Source organism: Metabacillus litoralis (assembly GCF_003667825.1).
In the GTDB taxonomy this organism is placed as follows: domain Bacteria; phylum Bacillota; class Bacilli; order Bacillales; family Bacillaceae; genus Metabacillus; species Metabacillus litoralis_B.
Genome location: NZ_CP033043.1, coordinates 2576431 through 2591365, shown reverse-complemented (window position 1 = coordinate 2591365; position 14935 = coordinate 2576431). Strand labels below are relative to the sequence as shown.

Annotated in this window: 14 protein-coding genes; 12 read left to right on the top strand and 2 right to left on the bottom strand. The window is 36.8% G+C overall.

What is annotated here, in order from left to right; genetic code table 11:
* Positions 1-30 precede the first annotated feature (30 nt).
* Positions 31-165, bottom strand: a complete 135-nt coding sequence (locus D9842_RS12945; protein WP_121662901.1) for a YqzM family protein — start codon at positions 163-165, stop codon at positions 31-33.
* 389 nt (positions 166-554) lie between these two features.
* Between D9842_RS12945 and holA the strand changes: the two genes are divergently transcribed.
* Complete coding sequence (gene holA, locus D9842_RS12940; RefSeq protein WP_121662900.1) at positions 555-1577, top strand: DNA polymerase III subunit delta; 1023 nt, start codon at positions 555-557, stop codon at positions 1575-1577.
* 91 nt (positions 1578-1668) lie between these two features.
* On the opposite strand, the gene rpsT is transcribed toward holA, so the two are convergent.
* Positions 1669-1935, bottom strand: coding sequence for a 30S ribosomal protein S20 (gene rpsT, locus D9842_RS12935; protein WP_121662899.1), 267 nt, complete (start codon positions 1933-1935; stop codon positions 1669-1671).
* Positions 1936-2168: 233 nt separating this feature from the next.
* Here rpsT and gpr point away from each other — a divergent pair, with 233 nt between their 5' ends.
* From gpr to D9842_RS12880, 11 genes are all read left to right on the top strand, one after another.
* Entirely contained in the window at positions 2169-3278 is a 1110-nt protein-coding gene (gene gpr / locus D9842_RS12930; RefSeq protein ID WP_121662898.1) for a GPR endopeptidase, read from the top strand.
* A gap of 99 nt (positions 3279-3377) precedes the next feature.
* Positions 3378-4577, top strand: coding sequence for a stage II sporulation protein P (gene spoIIP / locus D9842_RS12925; protein WP_121662897.1), 1200 nt, complete (start codon positions 3378-3380; stop codon positions 4575-4577).
* A gap of 22 nt (positions 4578-4599) precedes the next feature.
* The gene (locus tag D9842_RS12920; RefSeq protein ID WP_121665059.1) at positions 4600-4947 is read left to right on the top strand and encodes a YqxA family protein; all 348 of its coding nucleotides are present in this window, start codon (positions 4600-4602) and stop codon (positions 4945-4947) included.
* Between the two features lie 170 nt (positions 4948-5117).
* Positions 5118-6941 carry a translation elongation factor 4 gene (gene lepA / locus D9842_RS12915; RefSeq protein WP_285843002.1) on the top strand — a complete coding sequence of 608 codons (1824 nt, stop codon included), beginning with the start codon at positions 5118-5120 and terminating at the stop codon, positions 6939-6941.
* Between the two features lie 110 nt (positions 6942-7051).
* Positions 7052-8191, top strand: coding sequence for a radical SAM family heme chaperone HemW (gene hemW, locus D9842_RS12910; protein WP_257536070.1), 1140 nt, complete (start codon positions 7052-7054; stop codon positions 8189-8191).
* A 140-nt stretch (positions 8192-8331) separates the two neighbouring features.
* Positions 8332-9363 (top strand): heat-inducible transcriptional repressor HrcA, encoded by a 1032-nt coding sequence (gene hrcA, locus D9842_RS12905; RefSeq protein ID WP_121662894.1) that lies wholly within the window; start codon positions 8332-8334, stop codon positions 9361-9363.
* 104 nt (positions 9364-9467) lie between these two features.
* Positions 9468-10046 carry a nucleotide exchange factor GrpE gene (gene grpE, locus D9842_RS12900; protein WP_121662893.1) on the top strand — a complete coding sequence of 193 codons (579 nt, stop codon included), beginning with the start codon at positions 9468-9470 and terminating at the stop codon, positions 10044-10046.
* A gap of 33 nt (positions 10047-10079) precedes the next feature.
* Complete coding sequence (dnaK, locus tag D9842_RS12895; protein ID WP_121662892.1) at positions 10080-11909, top strand: molecular chaperone DnaK; 1830 nt, start codon at positions 10080-10082, stop codon at positions 11907-11909.
* Positions 11910-12066: 157 nt separating this feature from the next.
* Positions 12067-13188 (top strand): molecular chaperone DnaJ, encoded by a 1122-nt coding sequence (dnaJ, locus tag D9842_RS12890; RefSeq protein WP_121662891.1) that lies wholly within the window; start codon positions 12067-12069, stop codon positions 13186-13188.
* A 31-nt stretch (positions 13189-13219) separates the two neighbouring features.
* On the top strand, positions 13220-14158 hold the full coding sequence (gene prmA / locus D9842_RS12885; protein ID WP_121662890.1) for a 50S ribosomal protein L11 methyltransferase: 939 nt from the start codon (positions 13220-13222) through the stop codon (positions 14156-14158).
* A 17-nt stretch (positions 14159-14175) separates the two neighbouring features.
* Positions 14176-14931 carry a 16S rRNA (uracil(1498)-N(3))-methyltransferase gene (locus tag D9842_RS12880; protein ID WP_121662889.1) on the top strand — a complete coding sequence of 252 codons (756 nt, stop codon included), beginning with the start codon at positions 14176-14178 and terminating at the stop codon, positions 14929-14931.
* The last annotated feature ends 4 nt before the right edge of the window (positions 14932-14935 follow it).

The following is a 14935-nucleotide window of genomic DNA, read 5'->3' as shown; positions in this document are numbered from 1 at the left end:
GCAGCAGTCTCTATGTAATCGTGTCATCACTTAAGCAGAGATTAATTTAACAACAGTCGCAATGATGAAAATTGTCGCGAAAAATCCAAATGAAACAACGAATCCCACACCTGAATCAATAGCATCATTACGTTTACTTTGGACGTTCTTTTCAAATTCGTTCACTGTTACCCCTCCTATATCAATTTTAGTATAAGCGATTACTATAAAAAAATCTACACCATCTTCCCATTAAAGGCTCGAGTTGATATGGTGACTGAGCGAATAACAAAAGGCGGCAATTTCCAACAATGTTAGTAACAATCAATTATAGTTCATTTTATATTGGTCACAATAAATAACACTTACATTGGAGCATCGCTTCGAATTCTGGTACCTAGGCCCTGAATCGAAGCGTTCACATAGATAAAAGGGAACTAAAGTGTTTTTAGTTCCCTTATTCATTTTGTATAAAAGAACACCCTTATAAAGTATCCACTTTTTCTTTACTACTTGCCAAAGCTGTTGTTTCATTTTACGATAAATAAAGTGAAACGAACGATTGGAGAATGAACATGATTTTTAATGTATGGAAAGATATTCAGAATAAAAAAGTACAACCAGTTTATCTATTAGTTGGAGAAGAGTCGTTTTTGATGCAGGAAACACTTCGTCATATCGTACAAGCTTCTCTTTTGGAAGAAGAAAAGGATTTTAATCTTTCTGTATATGATATGGAAGAAACACCAGTGGAAACGGCAATTGAAGATGCGGAAACGTTACCTTTTATGGGGGAAAAGCGTGTTGTTATTATAAAAAATCCAGTCTTTTTAACGAGTGAAAAGAAAAAAGAAAAGCTAGAACATCGTGTTGAAAAACTTGAACAATACATAAATTCTCCTGCCCCCTACACAATTGTTGTGTTTGTTGCTCCATATGAAAAATTAGATGAGCGAAAGAAAATAACAAAATTATTGAAAAAGCAATCTGTTGTGATTGAGATGAAATCACTATCTGATGATGAAGCAATAAAGTGGATGCTGAACGTGGCACAGGAACAAAGAGTGGAGTTAGAAAAGGCAGCAGTAGAACAATTGCTTGTGTTAACTGCTGGAGACCTGATGGCGATCCACCAAGAGCTACAAAAGCTTAGCACTTACGTAGGTGAGGGTGGAATCATTTCAGTTGAAACGGTAAACTTACTAGTGGCACGTACCTTAGAGCAAAACATTTTTGATTTAATTGAGCATGTTATTTACCGAAGAAGCAAAGAGGCCTTACAAATATTTTATGATTTATTAAAAAATAATGAAGAACCCATTAAAATTCTTTCCTTGCTTGTAACACAATTTCGCTTAATTTTACATGTGAAAGAGCTGTCAACTGTTGGGTACGGTCAACAGCAGATTGCTTCGACCGTAAAAGTCCATCCATTTAGAGTAAAGCTTGCATTACAACAGGCTCGACTATTTCAAACAGAGGAATTGGCGCATATATTAATGGAGCTTGCTGAGGCTGATTATGAAATGAAAACAGGGAAAAAAGATAAACAACTTTTACTAGAGTTGTTTTTGTTAAAATTATTTAAAAACGATTAAACAAAAAACGATCCTCTTATTGGATCGTTTTTTATGTATAAGAAAGGGTTGTCTAGGTTTGCATGAAGCAAATTGACAACCATTCTTATCATTATGCAGTTAATCCGTTAACAGCTTTCGCTAAACGAGATTTGTAGCGAGCAGCAGTGTTTTTATGAACTAAACCACTTTGTGCAGCTTTATCGATTTGCTTGTTAGCTTCAACAAGTGCAGCTTTTGCATTATCAGCATCGTTATTTAAAACTAAAGCATCTACTCTTTTAATTGCAGTACGCATTGTAGATTTAATAGCAGAGTTATGTGCATTACGCTCATTGCTAGTTTTAACACGCTTGATTGCAGATTTAATATTTGGCATATCTTTCACCTCCTAAGAAGTTCATCGAGATCTATTTAGCTCGATCATTTCCTTTACATGAACAAAAGATATTCTATCAAACAGCCACTCATATTGCAATACTAATGTAAAGGAAAATACATTGAAAGCATGTAATTTTTTATCTTTCAGCGAAACGATCTCCATTCCAAAAGAATGTTTCACCAGAATAATGGAAAAGATAAGCAGTAGGAATGAATTTGGGAGGTATAGTTATGGGTAAATCACTAGATTTAAGTAATTATTCTGTTCGAACAGATTTAGCGGTAGAAGCACGAGCGATGGCGCTTGAGCAAACTGAAGCAGAAAATTCATCAGATATTTCTGGTGTTGTAATTAAGGAATGGGACGAAGAAGGAGTTAGTATCTCTTCCTTGGATATTGATGAAGAAGGGTCAAAAATTGTTGGGAAAAAGCCTGGCAAATATTTAACCTTGGAAGTCCAAGGAATTAGACAGAAAGATACTGAACTGCAAGAAAAAGTGATAGATGTGTTTGCGAAATTATTTAGTCAATTTCTTGCAGATAGTAATATCCCAAAAGATGCTAGCTGTTTAGTTGTTGGGTTGGGAAATTGGAATGTCACACCAGATGCACTTGGTCCGTTAGCAGTTGAAAATTTACTAATTACAAGACATTTGTTTAAATTACAGCCTGAAAATGTAGAAGAAGGCTTTCGTCCTGTTAGTGCATTAGCACCTGGAGTCATGGGGTTAACAGGTATTGAGACAAGCGATATTATCTCAGGAGTCATTGAGCAATCAAAGCCTGATTTTGTTATTGCGATTGATGCCTTAGCGGCTAGATCAATTGAGCGAGTAAATACAACAATTCAAATATCTGATACAGGCATCCATCCTGGTTCGGGTGTTGGCAATAAGCGAAAAGCGCTAAGTAAGGAAACTTTTGGCATTCCTGTCATTGCAATCGGTATTCCAACAGTAGTTGATGCTGTTTCAATTACAAGTGATACCATTGACTATATTTTAAAGCATTTTGGGAGAGAGTTAAATGAAGGGAATAAACCGTCAAGATCGTTAACACCAGCAGGAATGAGCTTTGGAGAACGTCGAGTACTAACGGATGATGACTTACCAAGTGATGAGCATCGTCAACAATTTTTAGGAATAGTCGGAGGACTAGAGGAAGACGAAAAAAGGAAGCTTATTCATGAAGTGCTATCACCACTTGGGCATAATTTAATGGTCACGCCGAAGGAAGTCGATATGTTCATTGACGATATGGCGAATGTTATAGCTAGTGGATTAAATTCTGCACTTCATCAGCAGGTTGACCAAGATAATTCAGGTGCTTATACACACTAGTTAAAATAGAATGGTTCATAAGAAAAAAAACAGATTGTTCTACTTTCTTATGCTTTGTCATACATTTTAGTAGACAAGCATAAGGAGGTTTTTTATGAAATGAAGCGTTCTAGTACAAGTCGCAATATGGTTGTAACCTTAAATGGGACAAGCATAAAAAAAGGAATCGTTGTTAGCTTCATTGTTTTGTTCATGACCTTTTTACTTTCAGGTATTTTAACGTCATTAAAACCTGAATATCGTTTAACCTCCTCATCAATCAATGATTTAACACGAAATATTGATAGTGAGGCTTTTCTTCAATTATTAGGTGCTGAAAACCGCTTTTTTAGTTCTGCATTACCGGAACATGCAGAACCAATTAAGTTATCTTCGATTATGTTTAAAGTTGCCACGAGTATTAACCCTGATGACCCACGCAGCTTGCTAGGACGAGAGCTACCAGGATTCTCTCTGTTTGATAGTGAAATTGTTGTGGCTGGGGACGGGACAAACTATACAAATATGCCATACGAATCTCCACCGCCTACAGAGGTGTTAGAACAAGAAAGAGAAGCATCTATTACAAAGAATGAAGCTGTAAATTCTGGAGACGAAGAGCCAAAAGCTCCTCCTTCTCTTACTACAGGAGATAAAAAGGTCGTTTATATATATAACACTCATAACACTGAATCATATCTTCCGTTACTAGAAGGAGAAAGTGACCCTAATCGCGCTATTCACTCTAAAGCAAACGTCACAATTGTTAGCGAGTTATTAGGTAAAGCTCTTCAAGATGAAGGAATAGGTTCACATGTAGAAAAAACAGATGTACAAGCCAGCTTAAAGCAAAAAGGTTGGAATTATGCAAAGTCATATACTGCCTCAAGGCCAATCGTTGAAAGTGCAATGGCTAGTAATCGTAACTTAAATTATATGATCGATATTCATCGTGATTCACAAAGAAAAGGTGTCACTACTATAAAAATTGGGGATAAATCATATGCCAAACTAGCATTTGTGATTGGTGGAGATAATCCAACAGCTGACAAAAATGAAAAGTTAGCTAAAGACCTTCATGACTTATTGGAAAAGAAATACCCTGGATTAAGTCGCGGGATCTTCGAGCAAGGAGGAAAAGGATATAACGGAGTTTATAATCAGGATCTCTCTAAAAACGCTATGCTCTTAGAATTTGGTGGGGTTGACAATAATCTGGAGGAACTTAAAAACACAGTTTCAGCTGTAGCTGATGTATTTAGCGAGTATTATTGGCAAGCAGAAAAAGTAAATGGTGATTCATCAGCTGAAAAAAAGTAAAACACATTGTGAGGGAAGTAAGATGATTAAATTCATGTTTAAATGCTTTGTTTTATGTTCTGTGCTTTTATTTGGCGTGTTAGTTGGCATGCAGCAAGCAAACCAAGGCATGATCAAAATGAAAGGATACAATGATCCTGATTTGCAAGGTGCTTTTCAAGTTGACAGTGAATCAGGTGATGTCGCTGCCTCTATTCTAGGAAACGAAGTAACCAGTCAGGATCTTGAAAAAAAACAGGAGCAGCTTGAACAAATTGAAGCCTTTAACTTCTTCTCTCAAATCGGTAAACAGCTTGCAGGTATTGTTAGTAATGGAGTATCGACAATATTGGATATGGTAACGAATTGGTTAAGTGGTTTACTAGAATAATAAGAAAGCCGACAAATAATCGCCATGCTAGACTAATGGCAATTAATAACTGTCGGCTTTTTTAGTACAACAACGGTTCATCCTCCGTTTTTATCCATTGAATCTTGATATGTCAATTGATATAATGAGAAATAGTGTATTTGTAAGCTATGTAGGAGTGAAAACATATTATGAATAGAGAAGAAAAATTAAAAAGGCAGTCGAAAATCCGGAATTTTTCGATTATTGCTCATATTGACCACGGTAAATCGACTCTAGCAGATCGTATTTTAGAAAAAACATCAGCTTTAACTCAGCGTGAAATGAAGAATCAGCTGTTAGATTCAATGGATCTTGAACGCGAGCGTGGAATAACGATTAAATTAAATGCCGTTCAATTAAAATATAAAGCGAAAGATGGAGAGGAATACACTTTCCATTTAATCGATACTCCAGGACATGTCGACTTTACGTACGAGGTTTCACGAAGCCTTGCAGCATGTGAAGGAGCAATTCTTGTAGTTGATGCAGCTCAGGGAATTGAAGCTCAAACTCTTGCAAATGTATATTTAGCGCTTGATAATGATTTGGAAATCCTTCCTGTTATTAACAAAATTGACTTACCAAGTGCTGACCCTGAACGTGTTCGTCAAGAGGTTGAAGACGTAATCGGTTTAGATGCATCTGAAGCAGTTTTAGCATCTGCTAAAGCTGGAATTGGTATTGAAGAGATATTAGAGCAGGTTGTAGAAAAAGTACCTGCACCACAAGGTGACCCTGAAGGGCCGTTAAAAGCTCTTATCTTTGACTCCTTATATGACGCTTACCGCGGTGTTGTTGCATACATTCGTGTTGTGGAAGGAACGGTTAAAGTAGGGCAAAAAATTAAAATGATGGCAACTGGTAAAGAATTTGAAGTAACTGAGGTAGGGGTATTCAATCCTAAACCTGTCCAGTTAAAAGAATTAAATGTAGGAGATGTTGGCTTTTTAACAGCTGCTATTAAAAACGTAGGAGACACTCGTGTTGGTGATACAATTACGAATGCAAAAAATGGGGCAACTGAGGCACTTCCGGGTTATCGTAAGTTAAATCCAATGGTGTTTTGTGGTCTTTACCCAATTGATACGGCTAAATATAATGATTTACGTGATGCATTAGAAAAGCTTGAGCTAAACGATTCGTCTCTTCAATTTGAGCCAGAAACGTCACAGGCTTTAGGATTTGGTTTCCGATGTGGATTTTTAGGACTACTTCATATGGAAATTATACAAGAACGCATTGAACGTGAATTCAAAATTGATTTAATTACTACAGCTCCAAGTGTTATCTATGATGTTCATTTAACAGATGGTGAAACTTTAAGAGTCGATAATCCAGCAAATATGCCTGATCCGCAAAAGATTGACCGTATTGAAGAGCCTTATGTAAAAGCGTCAATAATGGTTCCAAATGATTATGTTGGTGCTGTCATGGAGCTTTGTCAGAAGAAACGTGGAAATTTCATTGATATGCAATATCTTGATGAAAATCGGGTTAATATTAATTACGAAATCCCATTATCTGAAATTGTTTATGATTTCTTTGATCAATTAAAATCGAATACAAAAGGTTATGCTTCCTTTGACTATGAATTAATTGGTTATAAAACATCAACTCTAGTTAAAATGGACATACTATTGAATGGTGAGAAGATTGATGCGTTATCATTTATTGTGCACCGTGACTCATCATATGACCGTGGAAAAATTATTGTTGAAAAACTAAAAGAACTCATCCCGCGTCAACATTTCGAAGTGCCGATTCAAGCTGCGATTGGTCAAAAGATTGTGGCAAGATCGACAATCAAAGCGATGCGTAAAAACGTACTTGCTAAATGTTACGGTGGCGACATTTCACGTAAGCGTAAGTTATTAGAAAAACAAAAAGAAGGTAAAAAGAGAATGAAGCAAGTTGGTTCTGTTGAAGTACCACAAGAAGCCTTTATGGCTGTATTGCGTATGGATGAAAGCTGATTCTTTTAGATAGTATCGGATACATGCTATAATAAGTTCTCTTAGTTATATGAAAGAAAATGGATGCCGCAGCGATGTCTGCGGCTTCTTAATTAGAAGGTGAAAAAATGATTAGATCCGCGTACATTCATATTCCTTTTTGCCATCATATTTGTCATTATTGTGATTTTAATAAGGTCTTCTTCAAACAACAACCAGTTGATGAATATATTGAAAGTCTTATAACAGAAATGCATCACGCTAAGGAAATTAATAAACAACAGGAGCCGCTTAAAACCATTTTTATTGGTGGTGGTACTCCTACAGCCTTATCGGCAAAGCAACTTGATCGACTTCTTGAAGGTATTTCGACCGAGCTGCTGTCAACAAATGAACTTGTTGAATTCGCAGTTGAAGCAAACCCTGGGGAACTTTCTATAGAAAAATTGGAAGTGTTAAAAAATGCAGGAGTTAATCGCTTAAGTATTGGGGTTCAAAGTTTTGACAATGAGCTTCTCAATAAAATTGGACGAGTACATCGAAAAGATGATGTATTTCGTACAATAAAACAAGCTGAACAGGTAGGGTTTGATAATTTAAGTCTCGATTTAATGTATGCACTGCCTGGACAAACAATCGAGCAATTTAGAGAAACGCTGGAAACTGCATTTACCCTAAATGTAAAACACTTCTCCGCATATTCTTTAATCATTGAACCGAAAACAGTGTTTTATAATTTAATGCAAAAAGGAAAATTAACACTGCCACCTCAGGAGCATGAGGCGCAAATGTATGAATTGGCAATGGAAGAAATGGAGAAGCATGGCTATAAGCAATATGAAATAAGTAATTACGCCATTCCAGGATATGAAAGTCAGCATAATCTAACGTATTGGAACAACGAATATTACTATGGTTTTGGTGCAGGTGCACATGGATATGTTAATGGAGTAAGAACATCCAATGTTGGTCCAATTAGAAAGTATATGGAGAAAATTGATGAATCTGGGACAGCTTTTTCTACACAAACAGAAGTGAGCAAAGAAGAAGAAATGGAAGAGCAAATGTTTCTTGGGTTACGAATAGTAAAAGGTGTTAACAAGGAAATTTTTTATGAAAGATTTTCAGTTAAATTGGAAGAAAAATTCGGTAGCCAAATCCAAAAACTCGTTAAACAAGGACTACTAGTAAATGACGATGAATCCCTTTTTCTTACTCATAAAGGAAAGCTATTAGGCAATGAAGTTTTCCAAGAATTTTTAATTTCGTAATAACCACAACTTTATTAAAAAATGTGAGCTTTTCATTGATAAATCAAGTATTTTATAATTGACAATTTATTTTGGTTTTGATAACTTTTTATATATATTTAGCACTCGCTATATAAGAGTGCTAACAGAGGTGATGAATAGTGCTTACAGATCGCCAATTGTTGGTTCTTCAAGTCATCATTGATGATTTTATTCATTCAGCTCAGCCTGTTGGTTCTCGATCATTAGCGAAAAAAGACGAAATTACGTTTAGCTCGGCTACTATAAGGAACGATATGGCTGACTTAGAGGACCTGGGATTTATCGAGAAAACACACAGTTCCTCAGGACGTGTTCCTTCTGAGAAGGGATATCGCTATTATGTGGACCATTTACTTTCTCCACAGAGATTAACAAAAACAGAAGTAACTCAAATTAAATCTATATATGCTGAGAAAATTTTTGAACTGGAAAAGGTTGTTCAAAAATCAGCACAAATTTTGTCGGAAATGACAAATTATACATCGATTGTATTAGGACCGAAAGTGAATGAAAATCGATTAAAGCGAATCCAAATTGTGCCAATTAGTAAGGAAACTGCAGTTGCGATCATTGTCACAAATACTGGACATGTTGAAAATCGTACAATTACTTTCCCAGATTCACTAGAGCCAAGTGATATTGAAAAGATGGTAAACATTCTTAACGAAAGATTAGTAGGTGTACCACTGGTTGATCTCCAGAATAAGATCTTTAAAGAGGTTGTTACTGTCTTGAAGAATCATATTGAGAACTATGACATGCTATTAAAGATCATGGCTGGTTCATTAAACTTAGAGTCAAATGAGAAAATTTATTTTGGTGGTAAAACAAATATGCTCAGTCAACCGGAGTTTTCAGATATTGGGAGAATCCGGTCACTTTTAACAATGATTGAGCAAGAAAAAGAGTTGTATGGACTATTAAAAGCAAATTCTGCAGGTATTTCGATAAAAATTGGTAAGGAAAATGACCTTTCAGCAATGGAAAACTGCAGTCTAATTACCGCCACCTATTCATTAGGAGATAACCAGTTAGGTACAATAGCGGTGCTTGGTCCTACTCGAATGGAGTATTCTCGTGTTGTAAGTTTATTAACTAGAATGACACGCGACCTGTCTAAAACTCTTACTGACTTGTATCATGGTTCATAAGCTTGGTTATATTGATAAGGATGGAATGAGTGCTATTCCATCCGATTCCCATGCTTATAAATACTAGATATATATATATCTTTCTTTAAGGGAGGTGAAAGATCGTGTCAAATGAAAAAAACGTTGCAGAACAAGAAGAAACAGTAGATACAGTTGAAAATGTCGAATCAGATGCTGAAATTGTAGATGCAGATGATGTTCAAGTAGAAGAAACTGAAGTAGTTGATGAGTCAGCTGCTAAAATTTCTGAACTACAAGCAAAGCTTGATGAAACAGAAAACAAAATGCTTCGAGCTCAAGCAGACTTTGACAACTTTAGAAGACGTGCTCGCTTAGATCAAGAGGCTGCTCAAAAGTATCGTGCACAAAGCTTAGTTTCTGAAATTTTACCTGCTCTTGATAACTTTGAAAGAGCGTTACAAATAGAAGCAAGCAATGATCAAACCAAATCATTGCTACAAGGAATGAACATGGTGTACAACCAATTAGTTCAAGCTTTACAAAATGAAGGTGTAGAAACAATCAAATCAGTTGGTGAACAATTTGATCCACATCTACATCAAGCAGTTATGCAAGTTGAGGATGAAAACTATGATTCTAATACTGTCATTGAAGAACTGCAAAAAGGATATAGATTGAAGGATCGAGTCATTCGACCTGCAATGGTTAAAGTAAATCAATAATTATCATAACTTACATATTAGGAGGTTCTATCTATGAGTAAAATTATCGGTATCGACTTAGGTACAACAAACTCATGTGTCGCAGTTTTAGAAGGCGGAGAACCGAAAGTGATCCCAAATCCAGAAGGTAACCGTACAACTCCTTCTGTAGTTGCTTTCAAAAACGGCGAACGTCAAGTTGGAGAGGTAGCAAAACGACAAGCTATCACAAACCCTAACACAATTATCTCAATCAAACGTCATATGGGTACTGACCATAAAGTAGAAGTTGAAGGGAAAAATTACACACCACAAGAACTTTCAGCCATTATTCTTCAACACTTAAAATCTTATGCAGAAGAATATTTAGGTGAGCCGGTAACAAAAGCAGTTATCACGGTTCCAGCTTATTTCAATGATGCTGAGCGTCAAGCAACAAAAGATGCTGGTAAAATTGCTGGTTTAGAAGTTGAACGTATTATCAACGAACCAACTGCTGCGGCTTTAGCATATGGTTTAGATAAAACAGATGAAGATCAAACAATTCTTGTTTATGACTTAGGTGGCGGTACGTTTGACGTATCAGTACTTGAGCTTGGTGATGGTGTATTTGAAGTTCGCTCTACTGCTGGGGACAACCGTTTAGGTGGAGATGACTTTGACCAAGTTATCATTGATTACTTAGTAGCTGAATTCAAAAAAGAAAACGGCATTGACCTGTCTAAAGATAAAATGGCCCTGCAACGTTTAAAAGATGCTGCTGAGAAAGCGAAAAAAGATCTTTCAGGTGTAACATCAACTCAAATCTCATTACCATTTATCACAGCTGGAGAAGCTGGTCCACTTCACTTAGAAGTAAGCCTTTCACGTGCTAAATTTGACGAGTTATCTTCAGACTTAGTTGAAAGAACAATGGGACCTGTCCGCCAAGCGTTAAGCGATGCTGATCTTTCAGCTAGTGAAATTGATAAAGTTATCCTTGTTGGTGGATCAACTCGTATTCCGGCTGTACAAGAAGCAATTAAAAAAGCATTAGGAAAAGAGCCTCATAAAGGCGTAAACCCTGATGAAGTTGTAGCACTTGGTGCATCAATTCAAGGTGGAGTTATTACTGGAGACGTAAAAGACGTAGTATTACTTGACGTTACTCCACTTTCACTTGGAATTGAAACGATGGGTGGCGTATTTACGAAGCTTATTGAACGTAATACAACAATCCCAACAAGTAAATCACAGGTGTTCTCAACTGCAGCTGATAGCCAAACAGCAGTAGATATTCATGTACTTCAAGGTGAGCGTCCAATGTCAGCTGACAACAAAACTTTAGGTCGCTTCCAATTAACAGATATTCCGCCAGCACCACGTGGAGTACCTCAAATTGAAGTATCATTTGATATCGACAAAAATGGTATCGTTAATGTTCGTGCAAAAGACTTAGGCACAAACAAAGAACAAGCGATCACAATCAAATCAAACACTGGTTTATCAGATGATGAAATCGACCGTATGGTTAAAGAAGCTGAAGAAAACGCAGATGCAGATAAAGCACGTAAAGAAGAAGTAGAACTTCGTAACGAAGCAGATCAATTAGTGTTCCAAACAGAAAAAACACTAAAAGATCTTGAAGGTAAAGTAGACGAAGCTGAGGTTGCAAAAGCGAATGAAGCAAAAGATGCTTTAAAAGCAGCAATTGAGAAAAACGAATTAGAAGAAATCAAAGCGAAAAAAGAGGCTCTTCAAACAATTGTACAAGAGCTTTCAGTGAAACTATATGAGCAAGCACAACAAGCTCAGGCTCAGCAAGGTGGAGAAGCTGGTAATAAAACAGCTGACGATGTTGTTGACGCAGAGTTTGAAGAAGTAAATGATGACGACAAAAAATAAGTCATATTAAGGTGAAAAGTCAAAGTCAGGGTAGGTCTTGACTTTGACTTTTTTTGTAAAAGTGAAAGGCTTGTTATAAGCAGTAACAATATGTTGCTTTTCTTCTCTTTTGAGTGATACAATTTACCTTATGTGAGAAAATCGGGAGTGAGAAATTATGAGCAAGCGTGATTACTATGATGTGCTCGGTTTAGGTAAGAACGCCAGTAAGGATGAGATAAAAAAGGCTTATCGTAAGCTTTCAAAGAAATACCATCCAGACATCAACAAAGAAGCAGATGCAGACGAAAAATTCAAAGAAATTACAGAAGCCTATGAAACATTAAGTGATGATCAAAAGAAAGCTCATTATGATCAATTTGGACATACTGATCCAAATCAAGGCTTTGGTGGCGGCGCTGGTTTCGGTGGCGATGGTTTTGGCTTTGAAGATATTTTTAGCTCAATCTTTGGCGGTGGCACAAGAAGAAGAGATCCTAACGCTCCAAGACAAGGTGCCGACTTACAATATACTATGACGCTGGATTTTGAAGAAGCTGTTTTTGGTAAAGAAACTACAATTGAAATCCCACGTGAAGAAACGTGTGAAACATGTGATGGCTCGGGTGCTCAAAAAGGAACGTCCCCTGAGACATGTTCGCATTGTGGCGGTAGCGGTCAACAAAGTGTTGAACAAAATACCCCGTTCGGTCGTATTGTCAATCGAAGAGTTTGTCACTACTGTGAAGGAACAGGTAAAATCATTAAGCATAAATGTGGAACTTGTCGTGGAGCAGGTAAAGTGAAAAAACGCAAAAAAATTCAAGTGAAAATTCCTGCAGGTGTTGATGATGGTCAACAGCTACGTGTCTCTGCACAAGGGGAGCCAGGAGTAAATGGTGGACCTCCAGGGGACCTGTATGTTGTTTTCCATGTGAGAGAACATGAATTCTTTGAAAGAGATGGCGACGACATCTATTGTGAAATGCCATTAACCTTTGCTCAAGCTGCACTTGGAGATGAAATTGAGGTTCCAACATTACACGGTAAGGTAAAACTTAAAGTACCTGCTGGAACACAAACAGGTAAAAAATTCCGTCTTTCTGGTAAGGGAGTACCGAATGTAAGAGGCTATGGCCAAGGAGATCAATATGTGATTTTACGTGTGCTAACTCCTACGAATTTATCAGAAAAACAAAAAGATTTGTTGAGAGAATTTGCTGAAATCAGTGGGGCAAAACCTGATGAACATGAAGAAAGCTTTTTTGATAAAGTAAAACGAGCGTTCAAAGGTGACTAATATTTAAGGTTAAGGATTGGAGTTGGTAGATATGAAATGGTCTGAATTAAGCATCCATACAACACAAGAAGCGGTGGAACCCATTTCTAATATTTTGCATGAAGCTGGAGCAAGTGGTGTGGTCATTGAGGATTTAGCTGACTTAATGAAGGAACGGAGTACATCCCTCGGCGAAATCTACCAACTAGATCCAACCGATTATCCAGAAGAAGGTGTTGTTGTAAAGGCTTATTTACCTGTTAATAGTTTTCTTGGTGAAACCGTTGAGGGCATAAAAGCTGGTATCAATAATCTACTGGTATATGATATCGATCTCGGAAGAAATCATATTACAATAAGTGAAGTAAATGAAGAAGAATGGGCAACAGCTTGGAAAAAATATTACCACCCTGTTAAAATTTCTGAAAAGTTTACGATTGTTCCAACTTGGGAGATCTATGAACCTGTAAGTTCAGATGAATTAATCATAGAGCTAGATCCAGGAATGGCCTTTGGAACAGGAACACATCCTACTACTGTATTATGTATACAAGCATTAGAACGTACTGTTCAAAAGGACGATACAGTTATTGACGTAGGAACAGGATCTGGTGTTTTAAGTATTGCTGCTGGTTTACTTGGTGCCAAAAGTATTGATGCATATGACTTAGATCAAGTGGCAGTTGATAGTGCCCGCTTAAATTGTAAGATTAACAAAGTACAAAACATTGTCAATGTTTCTCAAAAAAATCTCCTTGACGGTGTTGAAGGCCCAGTTGATTTAATTGTATCCAATATTCTTGCTGAAATTATCGTTCGCTTTATTGATAAAGCATATGAAGTATTGAAACAAGACGGAACTTTTATTACATCAGGTATTATTCAAAACAAGAAAAATGAAGTAAAAGATGCTCTGCAAAATGCTGGTTTTGTGATTGAAGAAACAATGGTCATGGAAGATTGGGTTGCGTTTATCGCGAAAAAGAAGTAAAGAAAGAGGGAATCCCTTTGCAACGATATTTTATAAATACAGCAAAAGAAAATATTGAGGGAGATATCTTTATTACAGGTGACGACGTACACCATATCTCACGTGTATTGCGTATGCAACCAGGTAATAAGGTTGTCTGCTGTACAAAGGATGGTTTTGAAGCACTTTGTGAAATTGTTGAAATTACCAATGACCAAGTGAGTTGTTCTGTATTAGAATGGATGACAGTGAATCATGAATTACCAGTTTCTATTTCCATTGCGAGCGGGTTGCCTAAAGGGGATAAGCTTGAGTGGATTATTCAAAAGGGCACCGAATTAGGTGCTTCTTCATTTATCCCTTTTAATGCTGCTCGTTCAATTGTAAAGCTTGAGACTAAAAAGGTCGGCAAAAAGCTTGAGCGTTGGTCCAAGATCGCAAAGGAAGCATCAGAGCAATCATACCGCAATATAATTCCAACAATTAGTGAACCATGTGATTTTCACGAACTGATTTCTCTAGCAAAAGGCTTCGATGTAAAAATTGTGGCTTATGAAGAGTCTGCTAAACAGGGAGAAAAGAAAAACCTGGCTAAAGCCTTTGATGAACTTCAGGTTGGAGGATCCATGCTTGCTGTGTTTGGACCTGAGGGTGGATTAACAGAAAAAGAGGTTTCAAAACTCGAGGAAGCTGGTTTTATTATTTGTAGTTTTGGCCCAAGAATATTAAGAACTGAGACAGCACCGTTGTATTTATTATCTGCTGTTTCCTATAATTTCGAACTATCGAGGTGAAGAT